General features: G+C 59.0%; 14 protein-coding genes and 2 pseudogenes. 9 read left to right on the top strand and 7 right to left on the bottom strand.

What is annotated here, in order from left to right; all coding sequences use genetic code 11:
• Positions 1-23 precede the first annotated feature (23 nt).
• Genes R4P64_RS32065 through R4P64_RS32035 form a run of 7 tightly spaced genes read left to right on the top strand, consistent with a single transcriptional unit; the run spans position 24 to position 6879 of the window.
• Positions 24-1079: an ABC transporter substrate-binding protein gene (locus R4P64_RS32065; RefSeq protein ID WP_317824231.1), complete on the top strand. Its 1056-nt coding sequence runs from the start codon at positions 24-26 to the stop codon at positions 1077-1079.
• A gap of 48 nt (positions 1080-1127) precedes the next feature.
• Positions 1128-2501, top strand: a complete 1374-nt coding sequence (allB, locus tag R4P64_RS32060; protein WP_317824230.1) for an allantoinase AllB — start codon at positions 1128-1130, stop codon at positions 2499-2501.
• Positions 2502-2552: 51 nt separating this feature from the next.
• Positions 2553-3434, top strand: a complete 882-nt coding sequence (locus R4P64_RS32055; RefSeq protein WP_317824229.1) for a hypothetical protein — start codon at positions 2553-2555, stop codon at positions 3432-3434.
• Positions 3431-4093 carry a GntR family transcriptional regulator gene (locus R4P64_RS32050; RefSeq protein WP_317824227.1) on the top strand — a complete coding sequence of 221 codons (663 nt, stop codon included), beginning with the start codon at positions 3431-3433 and terminating at the stop codon, positions 4091-4093. The genes R4P64_RS32055 and R4P64_RS32050 overlap by 4 nt, the downstream gene beginning before the upstream one ends.
• A 41-nt stretch (positions 4094-4134) precedes the next feature.
• On the top strand, positions 4135-4533 hold the full coding sequence (locus tag R4P64_RS32045; protein ID WP_317824226.1) for a gamma-glutamylcyclotransferase: 399 nt from the start codon (positions 4135-4137) through the stop codon (positions 4531-4533).
• On the top strand, positions 4533-5609 hold the full coding sequence (locus R4P64_RS32040; protein WP_317824225.1) for an acetamidase/formamidase family protein: 1077 nt from the start codon (positions 4533-4535) through the stop codon (positions 5607-5609). Before R4P64_RS32045 ends, R4P64_RS32040 begins: the two co-directional genes overlap by 1 nt.
• Positions 5610-5616: 7 nt before the next feature.
• A complete protein-coding gene (locus R4P64_RS32035) occupies positions 5617-6879 on the top strand; it encodes an amidohydrolase family protein (RefSeq protein ID WP_317824224.1) in 1263 nt (420 codons plus the stop codon).
• Positions 6880-7280: 401 nt separating this feature from the next.
• Here the strand turns inward: R4P64_RS32035 and R4P64_RS32030 are convergent, their stop codons facing one another.
• The 3 genes and pseudogenes from R4P64_RS32030 to R4P64_RS32020 all read right to left on the bottom strand — a co-directional run bounded on the left by R4P64_RS32030 (position 7281) and on the right by R4P64_RS32020 (position 8971).
• On the bottom strand, positions 7281-7502 hold the full coding sequence (locus tag R4P64_RS32030; protein WP_317824223.1) for a hypothetical protein: 222 nt from the start codon (positions 7500-7502) through the stop codon (positions 7281-7283).
• Positions 7495-8683, bottom strand: a pseudogene (locus tag R4P64_RS32025) (IS30 family transposase). The gene R4P64_RS32030 and the pseudogene R4P64_RS32025 overlap by 8 nt, the downstream one beginning before the upstream one ends.
• A gap of 126 nt (positions 8684-8809) precedes the next feature.
• Positions 8810-8971 (bottom strand): hypothetical protein, encoded by a 162-nt coding sequence (locus tag R4P64_RS32020; protein WP_317824222.1) that lies wholly within the window; start codon positions 8969-8971, stop codon positions 8810-8812.
• Between the two features lie 209 nt (positions 8972-9180).
• Here R4P64_RS32020 and R4P64_RS32015 point away from each other — a divergent pair, with 209 nt between their 5' ends.
• A complete protein-coding gene (locus tag R4P64_RS32015) occupies positions 9181-9666 on the top strand; it encodes a Mu transposase domain-containing protein (protein ID WP_317824220.1) in 486 nt (161 codons plus the stop codon).
• A gap of 42 nt (positions 9667-9708) precedes the next feature.
• Positions 9709-10494, top strand: a complete 786-nt coding sequence (gene istB / locus R4P64_RS32010; protein WP_317824219.1) for an IS21-like element helper ATPase IstB — start codon at positions 9709-9711, stop codon at positions 10492-10494.
• Between the two features lie 325 nt (positions 10495-10819).
• Here the strand turns inward: istB and R4P64_RS32005 are convergent, their stop codons facing one another.
• From R4P64_RS32005 to R4P64_RS31990, 4 genes and pseudogenes are all read right to left on the bottom strand, one after another.
• Positions 10820-13816: an NACHT domain-containing protein gene (locus R4P64_RS32005; protein WP_317824218.1), complete on the bottom strand. Its 2997-nt coding sequence runs from the start codon at positions 13814-13816 to the stop codon at positions 10820-10822.
• 452 nt (positions 13817-14268) lie between these two features.
• Positions 14269-15411 carry a hypothetical protein gene (locus R4P64_RS32000; protein WP_317824217.1) on the bottom strand — a complete coding sequence of 381 codons (1143 nt, stop codon included), beginning with the start codon at positions 15409-15411 and terminating at the stop codon, positions 14269-14271.
• Positions 15404-16315 (bottom strand): N-formylglutamate amidohydrolase, encoded by a 912-nt coding sequence (locus R4P64_RS31995; protein ID WP_317824216.1) that lies wholly within the window; start codon positions 16313-16315, stop codon positions 15404-15406. The genes R4P64_RS32000 and R4P64_RS31995 overlap by 8 nt, the downstream gene beginning before the upstream one ends.
• A 371-nt stretch (positions 16316-16686) precedes the next feature.
• A pseudogene (locus R4P64_RS31990) lies at positions 16687-17531 on the bottom strand (cutinase); the annotation flags it as partial.
• Positions 17532-17537: the final 6 nt, after the last annotated feature.

Below are 17537 nucleotides of genomic sequence, written 5' to 3'. Positions count from 1 at the left end.
CTCGTTACCGAAACGGATACCCGATGACCACACAGTTTGATCGCAGGAAATTTCTCACCCGCGGACTCACCTTGGGCGGCCTCGCTCTGGCCGGGCCCGCCGTTCTGTCGGCCTGCATGTCCGGCGACTCGGGCAGCGCCTCCGCAGACGGTTTCGGAGTTGCATCCCAGCGTCTGTCCTGGATCAAGAACACCCAGTTCGCCGGCAGCTTCGTCGCCGACAAGAACGGCTACTACACCGACGCAGGATTCAGTGGCTCCGATCTGGTCTCCGGTGGACCCACCGCTCCACCGATCGAATCCGATGTACTTTCCCGCACCTTCGCCGGAGTCTCGCAGGTCCCCATCGCCGGATCTGCCGTTGCAAAGGGCGCGCCTCTGAAGATCGTCGGCGCCGTCTACAGTCGCTACGCCGGGTGCGTCATGACTATGGGAAACAATCCCGTCAATACACCGGAAGAGTTGTACGGCAAAACCATTGGATGCGCCTCGTCCAGTGAACCGGTCTGGCGCAACTTCATCGCGGCACTCGGTCTCGACGAGTCCCGCATCAACACGGTGCCGGTACAGGGCGACCCGATCGGCATGACTGTCGGTGAGATCGACGGCTACGTCGGTTTCATCAACAGTCAGGTGGTCGACCTGCGCAATAAGGGGTTCGACATCAACACGATGCTCCTTGCCGATGTCGGATTTCCTCTCGTCGGGCAGACGTACATCACCACCCAGGAGAACATCGACAACAACCGCGAGAAGCTCAAGGCATTCCTACACGCCGAGATCCGGGGGTGGAAGGACGTTCTCGCGGACCCACAGAGGGCAGCGGACCTCACCGTCAACGAATACGGCAAGGATCTCAACCTGAACCCTCAGTCCACCTACGACTGCTGCATCGCGGGCAACGAACTCATCCGCAACGGCTCTGCCGGACAGCAAATTCTGTCGATCTCCGACGCTACTGCCGCAGCGAACATCGAAGCCATCGCAGCCGGCGGCCTGAACCTCTCTGTTGACGACCTGTTCGACCTCGGGCCCATTCGCGAAGTCCACGAAGAAAATCCAGACCTGGCGCTGGCATAGAGCACTCCCTTGTCCAACACACTGTTTTCGCAACCGAAAGGCCCTGAAATGTCCTCTCCCACAACCCCGGACCTCGTCGTCACCGGCGGAACCGTTATCTCCCACGACGGTCGCCGCCGCCAGGACATCGCGGTCGCCGATGGGCGCATCCTCGCAGTCGGCGACAATCTCCTCGCCCCGGGAGTGCCGACCATCGACGCGACGGGGTTGCTCGTTCTCCCAGGATTGGTGGACATGCACGTCCATCTGCGCGAGCCCGGAATGACCGAAAAGGAAGACTTCGCGAGCGGCACGTCGGCTGCAGCTGCGGGCGGCGTCACGACCGTCGTCGACATGCCCAACACCAAACCCCCCGTCGCGACGGCCGAGCGATACCGGCAGAAGCTGGACCTGGTGAAGAACAAGGCGTACGTGGACTTCGGGCTCTACGGGATGCTTGATCACGACAACTCCGACGAGATCGCGGACATGGCGGAGCTGGGCGCCATGGGATTCAAACTGTTCATGGGTCAGACGACGGGTGACAACCGCTGCCCCAACGACGCCGCGATCTTCCGTGGACTCGAAGCTGCCGCTGCCGCCGATCTTGTCGTGGGCGTGCACGCGGAGAACGATCACCTGCTGCGCATGTTCGGTGACCGCCTCCAAGCGTCCGGTCGTAAGGATCCGCGCGCACACCTCGAAGGCCGGCCCGCCTTCGTCGAGGTCGAGGCCATTACTCGCATCATCACGATGGCAACCGAAGCGAAGACCAAACTGCACATCCATCACCTATCGACGGCCGCCGGGCTCCAGCGGGTGATGGATCTGCGTGCGCAGGGGCATCGGGTCAGTGTCGAAGCGCTTGTCTCGCACTTGTTCCTCGACGAGGACGCGTACGACACCTACGGGAACTTGATCAAGCTCAACCCGCCGATTCGCCCGGCCTCCGACGTGGCCGCATTGTGGGACGGGATCGACCGCGGGGACGTCGACATCATTGCCACCGATCATGCCCCGCACACCGCGCACGAGCAGACGGAGACAGATGTGTGGAAGGCGTATGGCGGATTCATCGGCGTGGAAACGATGCTTCCGTTGATGCTCACCGCCGCTGCGCAGGGAAAGCTGACCGTCGAAGACATCGTCCGCCTGTGTTCGTACACCCCGGCACAGCGCTGGTCGATGGCGAACAAGGGACAGATCGCGCCCGGCTTCGATGCCGATTTCGTCCTCGTCGACCCCGGAGCCGAGGTTGTTCTCGACCAGAACTCGCTCCACTCCAAGCACAACGTCACTCCGTACGACGGTTGGGCGCTCACCGGCAGTGTTGTCGCGACGTACCTGCGCGGCGGCCTTGTCTATGAGAAGGGCGAAGTGGTCGGCGCACCCCGCGGCCGTCAGGTCCAGCCGGCGCGAACGCCTGCCGATTCCGTGCGCTGACTTGCCGATCCGCGAACAATGACAATCCAGCACAACAGACGAGGAGAGCGCGTGAGCGACATACAGGCAACACTGCTCGGAGATACCGGTTCCGCCACTATCCGAGCCGCGGTTGAGCGTTGCGTCGACGAAGTACATGGTGGGTCCACCGGTTCACCGTCTACCGACCCCGCTGTGATCGCCGGGATAGGCACCACAGCGGCGCATGCGTTGAAAGGTCGACTGCTCCTCGATGCGCTGGCGGACTACGGCGTCGAACTGGATCGGACACTGCCATTCGACAATCCCGAGGCGCTACTGGCGAATCCTGCGTGGACACTCGCGCTCGTTCTCAGTCCGTGGAAGCAGTCGGTCGCAACGTATTTGGCGATGTCAACTCCGTCCGCCGTGCGAACCGGTGTCGTCGACACGATAGTTCGTGAGTCGAGGGGCGAGGTTGGAGTCAACACCAACAGTTGGGCATCTCAGGCGGCGATGGAAACGCTGATGGGTGGCCGGACACCGTCGTCGATTCTGATTCTCGGGTCCGGCGGTTCGTCGAACTCGGTAGCGTTGGCGTGCCGCCGGGCGTGGCCGGGTGTGCGACTGATCGGCAGTGCCCGCAATCTCGACGCTGCAGCGGTGTGGGCGCAGCGATTCGACGCCGAGTTCGCAGCACCTGCTGACGTCTTCGCGCTGCTCGGCCCGGGCACGCCGTCGTTGCTGGTCAATACGACCACGTGGGGTGAGACGGACGCCTCCGAGGAGTCGCCGTTCGTGTTCGACTTCTCGGCTCTCGTATCTCCGGGCAACCAGTTCTTCGATCTGAACAATCGGGTGAGCGCCTTGCAGAGCACTGCGCTGTCGGCAGGTATGAACGTGATGTCCGGAACATTCATGCAGCGCGCCACCAACGCTTGCCGGGCAGCACTGTCGAAAGCGAGAACACAATGAACCCGTTGGACAGCATGATCGTGAGCCGTAGCGGCGATCCTGTCAGTGCACGCGAACGTGTATATCTGTATCTCCGGCAACAGATCACCACCGGTGAATTCAGTGGCGGAACCCGCTTGACCGAGGAGCAGATCGCCGACGAGCTCGGTGTGAGCCGGACTCCCATCCGAGAAGCATTGCAGCGATTGACAAGTGAAGGTCTTGTCGAACGCGTTCGGCGTGGTCAGCTCATCGTCGTGGACGTCGATGCGCAGGCACGTGCCGAGCTTCACGAACTCCGGGTCGCATTCGACCAAGTGGCTGCCAGACTCATCACCGCGAAAACCTCGAGCGTGGACTGGGATTCGCTGTACGCGATGCTGACACCGCTCGATAGTGCACTGAGTGAATTCGGGGTAGGTAGCCCTCAATACGCCATGACTCATCTCGAATTCCACATGGCCATCAATCGAGCCGCGTTCTGCCCCGTCACCTCGTCGTTCTTGGAGAGGCAGGCGTTCTTGTATCCCACCGACGACTACGTCCAGCAATCGGGACACGAACCGATTTCCCAACATCGCGCACTGCTCGACGACCTCGCGAGCGGCGACCTCGACCGTGCCACCACAGCCGTGCGTATCCACGCACTACGCGGGCACGGCAACACCACACTGCGCTGATCCACTCGCAACTGACCCCGCCGCAACAAGGAGTTCCTACGATGTCCCCCAACACTGTCCTCATGTTCGTCAACGGCCAAGCAATGAGCGGAGGTTCACTCAACGACGCCCTGTCCTCGGCGCGTTTTGTCGGTGCGGTGCGCACCGCACCGGCCTATCGGTTCTTCTCGTTCGACGACGAGTTTCCCGGACTCGCTCCCGTCGATGTCGGCGGTTGGTCCGTACCCGGCGAGATATACGAGGTGTCGTACGCCGAGCTGCGCGAGAAATTACTGCCGCGAGAGCCGGACGAACTCGAACTGTCAGTGATCGAACTCGAGGACGGCCGCGGCTCGCTGAGCATGGTGTGCCGATCACTGCCCCTCGTCACAGACTCAGCCCGCGAAATCACCACCCCAGGTGGCTGGCGTGAGTACCTTGCCGCGGCCGCGACGGCGTAATGGAGATACTCCAGGCCGGGATCGATCCAGGTTCCGCTGACCACTACCTCTGGTGCACACCGGACACAGTCAGCTGGGGCACTCTCCCCACCGCGGCGACCGAACCTGTGCTCACCCTCGACAGCGGCCGGACAGTCACTTTCGACACGGTCTCGCAAGAAGGTCTGATGGAAGACCAAGGCCGCGACCCCGTGGCCTACTTCCGGCAATACGGAGTCCACCGCTCGAAAGTACTGGCCGACGCCATCGAATTGGCTGCATCGGACCTCCGCAAACCTACAGCGCCTAAAGCTCCACATGTGGTGCTCGGACCCGTTCACGTGCGCGGGGCCCAGCCCGGCGACTGGTTACGCGTCGACTTCCTCGAGATGACACCGCGAGTTCCCTACGGAGTGATCTCGAGCAGGCATCAGCGAGGTGCGTTGCCGGAAATCCTTCCGCGCGATGTCGACGGCAGCATTCCCGCAGTATTCAGCAAGTTCTGCCCACTCGACGACACCGCAGATCGTGCACGATTCGAATTCAGCGGTGGCGCAGCGACAATCGACATGCGGCCCTTCATGGGACTGTGCGGCGTGACACCTGCCGGTAACGAGCCTTTGAGCACCATTCCGCCAGGTCCGTTCGGCGGCAACATGGACGTGCGCGAGATGGTGGTCGGAACCTCGCTGTACCTGCCTATCCAGGTGGACGGAGCGGGTTTCTACCTGGGCGACCCGCACTTCGCGCAGGGCAACGGCGAGATCGCGCTCACTGCACTCGAAGGGTCGCTGCGGGTCACCGCCCGACTGACCGTCGTGAAGACTCTGTCTCAGCCCCGTGCCGCGATGCCCTTCGTCGACACCGACGATCACTGGATCATCCTCGGGATGAACGAGAGTCTGGACGAGGCGATGCGTCAATGCGCGGAACTCTCGGTCGATTTCCTCGCCTCGTACACCGGTATGACACCCAGTGAGGCCTACCTGTATCTCAGTGCAGCGGGCGACTTTTCGGTGACGCAGGTAGTAGACCTGGTCCAAGGTGTCCACTGCTCGATACGCAAGAAAGACTTTCGTTCACTCGATCGACCCTAGGAGTACCGTGACCCGGAATTCATCGCTGCCCCTCGCCGCTCCGCTGCCCCTCGTCCCGGGCGGACACGCAGTGCCCACGTTGCACAATGCGACCCTCGTCGACGGACGGATCGTCGATGTTCATATCGTGGGCGGGCGAGTGTATGACGTCGTACCCGCGCAAGGGCGAGTGCCAAGCGAGGACGACCTCGACCTCACCGGATTTCTCCTGCTCACGGCGCCGGCAGAGCCGCACGCGCATCTGGACAAAGCACTATCGTTCGACGAGATCCGGCCACCTGCTGGTGATCTCGGTTCCGCAATCGAAGCCTGGGAAAACCACACACCGTCCCTGACCGTCGAGAGTATTGCCGAGCGCGCCCGACGCGCGGCATTGTTGCTGCTGGGCAACGGAACGACCGCGGTGCGATCACACGTCAATCTCCTACGAGGCGACCAGCCGTTACGTGGAATTCAGGCACTGGTGAAAGTCCGTGAGGAACTCTCGAGCGTCATGGATATTCAGCTCGTGGCGATGACGCCGTACGTCGTGGGCGACGAGGCAGTACATGCAGCCCTCGACCTCGGCGTCGATTTCGTGGGTGGGCATCCGCACCAAACACCCGACCCCAGCGGAAATCTGCAGCGACTGTTGGCAATAGCACGTGATCGCCGCGTCGGCGTCGACATGCACACCGACGAGCAAACCAACCCGACGATGCTCACGCTCGAGGAGCTTGCTCATTCCGTCCGGGACTGGCCGAGTTCGATGCCGGTGACCGCCGGACACTGCGTCAGTCTGGGAATGGTCACGCCGGAAGTGCTGGCCCGCGTGATCGAAGCGGTCAAAGAGAGCAACGTCGGGATCGTCAGCCTGCCGATCACCAATCTGTACCTACAGGGCTGGGACACCCCTGTGGCAATGCCGCGTGGTCTCACCGCCGCGCGGGCATTGATCGATGCCGGTGTACGGTTCGGCGCCGGCGCCGACAACGTCCGTGACCCGTACAACCCGCTCGGACGCAGCGATGCTCTCGAGACAGCGATGTTGCTGGTCACTGCCGGGCATCTGTCTGTCGAGGAGGCCTATCGGGCCGTCAGCGACGGCGCCCGTGACGTCATGTCACTTCCGAAGTCGGGAATCGAGAAAGATGCACAGGCCGAATTGTTAGCTATCCGGGCGGGAAACCTCGAAGAAGCCGTTGCGGCGGCGCCGCAAGACCGGATCGTGCTGCATCAAGGAAGACTCGTGTCGATGAGCAGGACCCAACGAGGGTTCTGCGAGTTCTGAGTTCACACGGCACCGGTTGGCGTAGCGAACGCACCGACCTGAAAAACTCTCTTTTCACAGCGTAAGTGCACCTTTCGTTGTTCAACACTTCTGCAGTACAAGGCCCCGCGAAAGATGTGGGCTGACAACCGGATTGCATACATCCCTAGCCGAGCAATTCGGAACTCATCCCACATCGGAGCACCGCAACTGAATGGGTTGCGCCGCAGCAGCGCTACGCATCGATTAACGCTTTCTGCACGTGATGCAAATATTATTGATAAATCTGAAGCCCTCTTTTCGTGGTCAAGGCATGACTCGCATCGCGGGTTCGCCTGCGGTGCGGCGCCCGGTAGATGTTGTCAAGTTGTCTGGGATACAGCAGTTTTCGGGCGCAGCAGGCCATTCCACAGAGCAGTCGGTCAGGCAGTGATGCGTAGTTCAGTGACCTGATTCCAAACCTGGAATCGAGCGCGGATTTCGGTGCGGCGGTCGGTGGCGTTCATACGGTGGCGGGGCGGGCGGAAGTGCGGGGAGATACGACTGAAAGCGGCGAGGAATCGTTGCGCTGCACCGACGGAACGGAAGCCTTTCATCGCCCGCTCGCGTTGCCGGGTGTTGACGACGGGGCGGGTTCTAGTCATCGTTGCAACAGGTGACGTGGCTTGAGGTTAGCAGTGACTCGAATAGTTCTGTGGGAGTGCAGTCTTGAATTACTTGACGGGGTCGGCGATTGAGTTCGTTCTCGACCGCCAGGAGATGCTGCGGCGAATGCACGCTCAGGTTAGTGCCCTTGGGGAAGTAGTCCCGCAGCAGACCATTGGAGTTCTCGTTCGACCCGCGTTGCCACGGTGATCGCGAATCGCAGAAGTACACCGGCACGCCCAGTGCGGCGGTGATCGCTCGGTGCTGAGCCATCTCGGTGCCCTGGTCCCAGGTGATCGATCGCAGCAGATCCGGTGGAAGATCGCCCATTCGCTCGATCAGTGCCTGCCGAAGGGTCTGGCCATCACGACGGGTCAAGTGGAGTAATCGAATCATGCGGGTTTTTCGTTCGACGAGGGTGCCGATCGCTGAGCCAGCATCTTTACCGACGATGAGATCACCTTCCCAATGGCCGGCTTCACTCCGATCAGCGACGCTCTCGGGGCGCTGATGGATAGTGAGCATGGGCTGTTCAAATCGGGGACTACGGCGGTCGCCGGCAACGTGAGCACGACGATTCCGGCGGCCGGTGCGCAACGGTGATCGCCGCTGCGGTGCCAGTGGTGAGGGTCGCATCAGCAAGGATCCCGGCTGGTAAAGGGCCTGGTAGATGCTCTCGTGGCACAGTCGCATTGCTGGTTCGGCGGGAAATCGAGTCGTCAGATGGCGGCTGATCTGCTGCGGACTCCACCGTTGGCCCAGCAACTGTGACACGGCGTCGAACAATTCGGCAGAAGATTCGATTCGCCGCTGACGATGGCGTGCTCGCCGAGCAACGGCCCGTCGATGGGAATCGCGGGGGACGATACGTCCCGGAGGTAGAGGCGTTGCGTCGAAGTTCGCGCGAGATCGTCGACGGCGATCGGTTCAACTGTGCAGCGATCTGCCGGATACTCAGCCGTTCACGTCGTAGATCGGCTACCTGAATACGTTCGTCTTCCGATAGGAACCGCGGACTGATGGCGCGGACTGCGAGTCGGTCCAACGGCGCGACGGTCCGCACCAGTTGTCCGGCGCGATAGACGGAATAGCCGCGGGCCCAGTTGGTTCCGGACGCGCGGGATACTCCAACTTCGCGGGCGGCTGCGCGGATGCTCCATCCACGGCCTCGCAATTCCATGAAGCGGCGACGCTTGGCGGAGAGTGGGCGCCGGCCCGGCCCCTTCTTGACACGACGAGACGATGACAACATAACCCCCAGAATCTCAGGCCTGTTGCAACGATCGATTGAGACCACCGATCCGGGTCAGGTCGTGCAGTGCGATCTTTGGTTTCCGCCGGCATCGATTCCGCTCGGCGGAGACCAGACCGGTGCCCCGCCGGTGCTCGTCATGGTTGCCGCGTTCTCCCGGTTCATCACCGCGATGATGCTGCCCAGTCGGGTCACCACGGACCTGGTCGCGGGCATGTGGCAGCTGCTCTCGCAGGATCTCGGCGCGATCCCACACCGTCTCTGGTGGGACAACGAGTCAGGTATCGGCCGCCGCGGCAGGCTGACGGATACGGTGACCGCATTCGTCGGAACGGTTGCCACGACACTGATCCAGCTCAAACCGTACGACCGAAGAATCCAAAGGAATCGTCGAGCGCGCCAACCAGTTTCTGGAAACCTCGTTCATGCCGGGTCGAACATTTCGTTCACCCGACGACTTCAACACGCAACTGGCCGACTGGCTCCCGATCGCGAATTCTCGGGTTGTCCGCCGGATCGGCGGTCGCCCAATAGATTTGGTGTCCGTCGGCACCGCGGCGATGTTGTCACTGCCGCCGGTTCCACCGCTCACCGCCGCATACTCGCAAATCCGTCTGCCTCGCGACTACTACGTTCGGGTCCACGGAAACGACTACTCGGTAGACCCCTGGGCGATCGGACACCTGGTCGAGGTCGCTGCGGATCTGCGCCAGGTAGCGGTCACCCGTGAAGGACGAGTACTGGCCGAGCACGAACGGCGATGGTCACGGGGCCTGACCGTCACCGATCCACTACACGTGAAATCAGCCGCCAGGCTGCGAGAACAATTCCAACACCCCGATGCCGGCTGCCGCCGGCGAGGACCGGTTGATGCGGGACCTGGGCGACTACGACCGAGCATTCGGAGTTGAATTCCCTTGTACTGCATCATGTAATGATGATTGGGTGCAGTGATGGGCGCTGTGGATCCACTCAAGGACATCGAACACTACGCCCAGGTAATGAAAGCGCCGCGCATACGGGAATCGGCAGCACGGCTAGCCGAGCAGGCCCGCAGCGACGGATGGAGCCACGAGGACTACCTTGCCGCCGTGCTGTCGCGAGAAGTCACGGCGAGGGAATCGTCCGGCACTCAGAACCGGATCCGATTGGCCGGATTTCCGACACCAAAATCGTTGGAGGAGTTCAACTTCGACTATCAACCGTCACTCAGTCGAGAAATGGTGGCATATCTGGGAACTGGAGTCTTCTTGACGCAGGCACGCAATGTGGTGCTTCTGGGGCCGCCGGGCACCGGCAAAACGCATCTGGCGATCGGGTTGGGAATCAAAGCGGCTCAGTCCGGACATCGGGTTGCATTTGCGACGGCGGTTGATTGGGTGGCCAGACTCAAAGCCGCGCACACCGGAGGAAAGCTACCAGCAGAGTTGGCACGACTACGGCAAATAGGGTTGATTCTCGTCGACGAAGTCGGCTACATCCCGTTCGAACAGGATGCCGCGAACCTGTTTTTCCAGTTGGTGTCGAGTCGCTACGAGCGTGCCTCACTGATTCTGACATCGAATCTGCCGTTCGGCCGATGGGGTGACGTGTTCGGCGATCAGGCGGTCGCCGCCGCGATGATCGACCGAATCGTCCATCACGCAGAGGTTTTGACATTGAAAGGGGCGAGTTACCGACTCAGAAACACCGGAATCGATACGTTGCCGTCCGTGAGAGCGGACAGCGCGGCACAATGAATACATCGGCGTGGTCTGGTTTCCGTCCGTCGGGAATGGACTAGGTTTCGACCGTCGTTCACAATCGGAGCGGGTACCGTGGTCCGGCCTTGTCGCGGCGGCGCTGGCCAGGCTCGATGCGTTACCCGCACCCACCTGAGTCATGGCGAATCCTGTTAGTACGAGCGGAAAAGAGCATGACTCCGGAAAAGTGGAACCCGGCAGCATCCCGACTGCACGCGGGTCGACTTGTCACATCCGGATACTGATTCGGGCCTTGAAGACCTGATCGGCGAACCGATCAGGCCGGCAGCGGTCCCCCGTGCAAGATCCAGGCTAACTTCTATCAATCAACAATTGTGAGGAAACTCAAGGTACCGTCCATCCACTTCCAAATCAGCGCATCGTCAATATCTGGAGACTGATCACTAATTTCTCCAGCGCGCCGCTTAACCATTAAACTCCAGGAAATTAATGTCGATTGACCTTCGATGGCGAGAAGCTCCGCCAGAGAGGAACCACTTTCCTCGCTCCTAAGATTTTCAAACTCACTCATTACAGCCACCATCAAAGCTCCATCACAGATTTCTTTGTCAGTCAAAGCTCTTTCATCCTCGGATGTTAACGTCGTTCGAGCGTATCTCCGTAACGACATAGCGAAATCCGAAAAACGATGGAGTGCAATATCACTCTTCGAAACTTCCAAAGTACGGCCATTTCTGAAAAATTCAGCACAAACTTCGATTGCCTGACTTGCTTTTCTTCGCGAAAAATCTGAACCCTTACCGATGGCGTACTCAATTAGCTTTGCCAACTCAAACGAACTTGGCCTAATGTAAGTTAAAGAACTCCATGGTACTGGCGCGCCATTAACAAAAGCCAAATCAGGATTCGCATCAATCAAGATATTCATAGGAATATGGCCCGAATAGTACAGTGCAATCGCAGCCCAATCCCACTCTTCGTATTTCACAATCATTTTCGATATCGATAGTTGTCGAATTTCTAGAATCTGATCAGGAGCTCCTTCCAGCTCGCCAGAAATATTTTCCGAAGCATATCCAAAAAATGAGGGGAACTGCCACCCAAATCCAACCGCAGATTCCAAAGTACGTTCGTTTGCAAGATTAATTCTTGCCGAGATCAGGTCGCAGGATTTCGTGATTACCTGATCTCTCGACTCTGTAATGCAGCGCGCAAGATTTTCTACAGAAGCTAGTCTGTCATCTCGATCCGGTGCAAGATTTTCATCCAAGTGAACTTCCGAGCGTTTTGATTTCTCCCTGTCGGTAACCTCTAATTCAAATATACTATTAAGCGCCAATGAAACTATTTTTTCGATAGACAAAGGGAGGAGTACTGAATATGAAAGGGAACGGGTTGCAAATTGAGCAATGATATTCTTACTATTTTGGTCAGCATTGGACTCATGCTCAGACATAAGTTTATCTATTACGTAGTCCGGCGCGCCCTCAGTATCTCGCGTCCGAATCTGAAATGCCAATTCTGCAACTACGTCAAGATCGCCAGACGAGATCCCAGGTATAATCTTGCTACAAAGGTCGTCGAGGGTGACAGCTGTTCTTGCGATGTGAACCGCCGCAAAATACTCCAAAAATGTTCGATGGGAAAATTGAAACAATGCTTCATGATTCGACGACAAACCAACTTCGGTTAGAACCCAGGTTCTTCCTTGGCAATACTGGACTAGTTCCTTTGCCGCTAGTTCCGCGTCTGCTTGATCCGAAAATGCCCGACCCATCAGGTAGGTCGTGGCTATATCGACCAGCTTCCTTTCAGATACCCCTGCCTGAAGGTCTTGATCATCATATATAACGTTCGCTATATATGAAAGAGCGTACTTGACATGTGCCTCAAATCTAAGAGGGCGAAAGAGACCTCTATTCTTGTCCCAAGATTCAAATAGCATTGTAGAGCACTTCTCATAAAGATCAGGGCGACTTCGAGGAATATACGATTCTCGTCTATAGAGAGTACACATTAAGCCTAGCATCAGCGGATTCGATCGAATATCTTCGGCATGGTTAGATTCCAGCATAAACTGCTGAGCAGCAAGTTCTTTCTCACTAAGCGAACCATCGGGGTACAATGTAAACCAGTTCTGGACATAGGTCTCAACTTGCTTTGAATTGAATGCCCCCAGTGTTAACTTTACAAAAACATCGTGGTCCATCGGATTATGTGCATACCCAATTCGGCGAGAAGTTGTCAATACATGAACCATAGGATTCATCCATGAGAATGTATCAATAATTTCCGCTATATCTTTTCTATCTTGAGGCTCGAGCAACTCATCCAATCCATCAAAAATGACAAATATCCTTCCAGTGTCTAACAAGAATTGAACGGTCGAAATTTCGAGATCTACCTGGTAGACAGTTCGAGACTTTTCAACGATATAGTCGACGACCGAACCTTTCTTTTCCCGGTGATGGCTGCCAAATTCTCGAAGGACGATTACAAAAGGGACGAGCTGGTCAGCAAGGCCTTCGATTGATAATTTACCCGAGGCTAGATCGCCAGCAATTTTACTTGTCAGAGTAGTCTTTCCGCCACCAGGATCACCGACAATTACAATACGCTGTAACTCGAGAAGCTGCTTCATGTCGACCGATGACATCTCTCCATCGTCGCTATCAAGGGTCGGAAAGACATAGAGGCCATCCATAGGCACCGGCTCAGCTCCGTCAAAACTTTGCGGTTGGATCCGCGCAAATCGTCGAGCAATCGCTTGACGAAGCAAATCAACCTGCGCGTCAACGACGTCCAAGGAAATTGTTTTATCGTGGACCAGTCTTGATATCTGCTGGTCAATAGAGGATAGATAATTAGTCGCCACGATGGAATTCGCCTGAATCAGAGTCTCGGTAGATATATCACCATCGTCGACCTTCGCCATATCGAAAATCTTCGAACATGCGAAAGTCAAAACTCTATAGAGAGAACCCACGTCATTCGCATTTTCAATTCCATGACGGAGCATGCCTTGTTCGAAGCATCTAATAAGCATGCCGTCAGAATTAATTGTTCTTCCGGTCAGTTGGAATACAAATATTTGCTGAACCATTGCAGTGAAATCTCTCGAACCGAGATACTTTTCGAGATTTTCAAACTCAGATTGATCCAAATTCTCATCCGCATATTTTACGATTTCACGTTCAAACCACTCAGAAATCGGTTGAATGTGTTTTGCGGACGGAATCAAAATTTGATTTCTGTTCTTAATCTTGTTCCAGATTGATTTAGATGCTGTACGTGCGCATGCAATAATCAGAGGAAAGGCGGCCTTTGCGGCCAGCCCAACTGTCGTCGTTTCAATCATGGCCCGGAGTCTAACGTAACTCAGAGTCAACTATCGGATATCGGGGAGACGATTTGTGCATGTTTCTCGTGCGGTGTTCTTGAGCTTTTCGACGGTCGGATTTCGCGATTACCTGCTCGGCGGTTTTCGTCCAGACGAATGGTAGCGGTGGCAGGCACGTTTCTGATGCCGAAACCGTACCGATCATCAGGACACCAGCAGGGAAGTCGCAATCGAATCTTGTTGATGAAGCCGGGACGGTCTCGACGGCCACACAGAACAGGGGACCGACGAGACCGGAAAGATACCGACATCGGCATCAGTGCTTACACTTCTGCCCTACATGTAAAGATTGCGGTGAGGTTGCACGCCGCGCCGTCCACAACTCCCGGGCATCTGATGGAGCACCCCGTGTCGTTGGACTCGACGTACTGCCCAGATTCACTCTGGTACCGCGATGCCGTGGCGGCAGGTCATGTCGACACACCGGGCAGGTACGCCTGGGCGCGGGCGATCCCGACGTCGTAGTCGTCGACGTACTCCCCCGCCCCGGGCGTGTACATGCCACCGACACGGTCGGGGTCATACGCCATGAACACCACATCGGGACGACCACCGTTAAAACGGCCGAACTGGTGGTAGTCCCAGCCGTCGGGTGCATAGTCGTCGTTCCAGGCGAGCCGTGCGACGGGGACGAATCCGGCGTCCGCGTAGAGCTTGGGGAGGACCGTGTCGAAGCAGTCCAGACGATGACCTCCCAGGGCGGTGGCCTGGCGGATCATCGATTGAACCGACCTCGGATGCGCGCAATCCTTGTGCGCGAAGGCCGAGACGATTTCGTCGTCTTTGAGTGCGACGCCGGCTTTTCCGTCGTCGGTGACCAACAGTCGCATCTGCCGGTATTCGGCCTCGTCATAGACGTGGACCGATGCGGCGTGTGGATTCTTGTGGGTGAGCTCGAGCATCTGCTCGCGGTAGACGCCCGCGTCGGCGGGAGCCAGCTCGTAGAGCGTGGGTGCGGACAGTCCGCGCGCGGCGAAGCTTTCGCGTTCGTCAGTAGGGAGGGTGTGGTCGGTGACCGGTTGGATCTGGTGGCCGTCTATCAGAAGCCGAGGGCTTGGGCTTCCTCGATCTCCGGATCCGACCAGTATTTCTCGATCGCCTTGCGCTGGTCCTCCGGGAGTTCCGGGCTCCAGCCGTACTGCCTCCAAAACGTCTCGCGGCGTTCCTGCGTCATCGGTTCGTCCATCGTGTTCCTCTCTCTCGTTTCTCTCATGGTCATTGTCCACGCCACTTCGGGTGCGGCGCAGTGCCTCGGTTTGTTCGGCCCGCAACTGCTGCCCGGCGGCCAGTCGCCGGGTCAGCTCGTCGCGGCGGGCGGAGTCGGGCTCGATGGCAATCGCTGTGCGGAGTTCGTTCTGGCCGCCGGGGGTGGAGTCGTAGAGATCGCGGGTGTCGCTGTAGGCGGCTTCGGAGGCCGCAACGCGTCGTTGCAGCCGCGCGTGGCTAGGGTTTTCCTCGAGCATGGCGCGAGCCGAATCGATTCGGGCGGCTGCGTTGTCGAGGCGCGCGCGGATGTGCGGGGTGCAGCGTGGGCCGGGTTTGGGTTTACACATCGGCGGCTCGGTCGCTGAGTGCGTCAATCAAGGCGGCGAGATTGCGGCCGAGCTGCGCGATGCGTTCGGGGTGCGGTGCGGCTGGATCGCTCAGGTAGGTGTCGCGGCGTAGCTCGATCATCACCGACGAAACCCGATCGTCGATGCCGTAATGCCGCAGTGGCACGTACGTTCCGCTGTAGGGCGTGTTCTCGAAAATCTCGGCGAGGGACGTGAAAGCGCCACGGGCAGCGGCTGTCAGCCACGGCGGGGTGTGCCGGGGGTCGGTGCCGATGCACAACGGTGGCCGCGCCGCGGCAGGGTCCTCGAACGCGGACGGCTTCTCCGGGTACGAATGCAGGTCGATGACGATCGCCCGCCCACAGGAGTTCAGTCGGTTCTCGACCACGTCGGTGACGGCGTCGGCGTAGGGACGAAAAAATGATTCGAGCAGTTCCGCCCGACGTCGATAGGGTTCGGCGCGCAGCGGCGCCCCGGAGCAGGTCCGGGTGTAGACGGCGCCGCGGCCGAACGCCTCCGCCGGGTCGCCGTCGGGGAACCGTTCGGGATCGATCACCAGGCGAGAAAGATGATTGATCACGATCGTGGGCCGCAGCCGGACGTGGGTGAGGGCGGTGAGCGCGATCTCGTCGGTGGCGGTGTCGGTGGCCTCGTCCAACTCGCCGGCGAGGTTCTCGTCCGTGAGCATCAGCTCGGCGCGGATATCGGGCGGGATCAGACGCGAGGAATGCGGAACATGGATGACAACTGGCGACTCCTCGTCGCCTGGCAGCACCGTGATGGCGTGCGGCACTGGCCTCCCGCACGTGTTCTCGGAGCGATCGTCCTGCCTGCGGCCAGTGACACGATCGTCGAGACGCGAATTACGTACGTGGGCATGTTGTTCGGTGTGAGCGGAGTTCATTCCACAGTTTCCTTTCCTGATCGGATGCCGTCGGCGTGCAGAGACACAGCGATGCGGTTTGCATCCGTCCGAGGATGACGCCGACACAGGACATGTCGTGGCAGACGCGACACTGAAATCTACTGTTGCATCGGCGGATCTCAAGGCTTGTATGCGTAGCTGGCTGCGGTTGATCTCCCCGCTGCTCAACGCGTTTGGCCGGTGCCCGAGGTGAAACAAGCCCTCGGTGTGCGGGCAGGCGAACACGGCCATCCCTTTAGCGCCGTGGTGACGTTTGCGAACCACCTTCGCATCACCACGGGTGTGATAACCGCGGTGACCGCACTTCTCACAGGAGGTCCACCGGGCAGCAGGGTTGTGGGCACGGGGGCTCATACGGCACGTCCGATCTGAAGGTTGAGCCAATCCGAGAGCCATGAAATGGCGTTACGTCCGGCGTTGTCCACGACGAGAGCGTTGTAGTTGGTGTGCGCACCGGAGGCGAAAAAGTCTGCAGCGCGCACACCTTCGCCGACCAAGGACATGAGGTCCTCGGCCCCTTGTGACTGCGACAGTGTGACCACCGAGTCCGACAACTGCGGCAAATCCAAATTCGCCGCCTGTGCGGTGATGCTCGTGGAGACCGCGTTCGTCTGCTGACCCAGCAGTGCCGGCGATGTCTTGTGGCCTTACCGGAGAGCATGTTCATCGCCACCGACGCCAGATCCAGGCCCACCGGAACGAGACCCGTCATGGCCGCGGCCGCACCCAGCGGGTCGGGCAACTGCCCGGGCGGCGGTAGAAGCTTTTCCACAGCAGCCCACGCGATCTCCTGGATCTGCCCGACTATGTTCGCCAACTTGATCACGTCGACGTTTGCCAGGATCGACGCGACGAGTGCCGCGATCTGGGTGGCACCGGAAGGATCGGGAATGACCGAAAGCACCTGGGAAACCCATGTCAGATCAACAGCTGCAGCCATCGTGATCAACGGTGATAACTGATTGTTGAGCTGGCCCGCGATGTCGTGAGCACCGCGCGCGTCGAGTGCGGCGACCTTCTGCGGCAACACAGTCAGATTGGTGAGGATGCCGGGTATGTCGAGCGAGGTGACACCTGTGGCGACATTGAGCACCTGGTTGACCACCACCGTCGGTTTGAGTACCGACAGCACGCCGGTGGCCGAGGTGAATACCTCGGAGGGCGTCGACGCGAGTGGAGCGACCTGGACGCCGAGGGAATC

Origin of the sequence: Rhodococcus sp. IEGM 1366, assembly GCF_033142425.1 — a bacterium.
Taxonomy (GTDB): Bacteria; Actinomycetota; Actinomycetes; order Mycobacteriales; family Mycobacteriaceae; genus Rhodococcus_F; species Rhodococcus_F globerula.
Note: the sequence above shows the minus strand (reverse complement) of the source record. Positions and strands in the feature narration are given on the sequence as shown.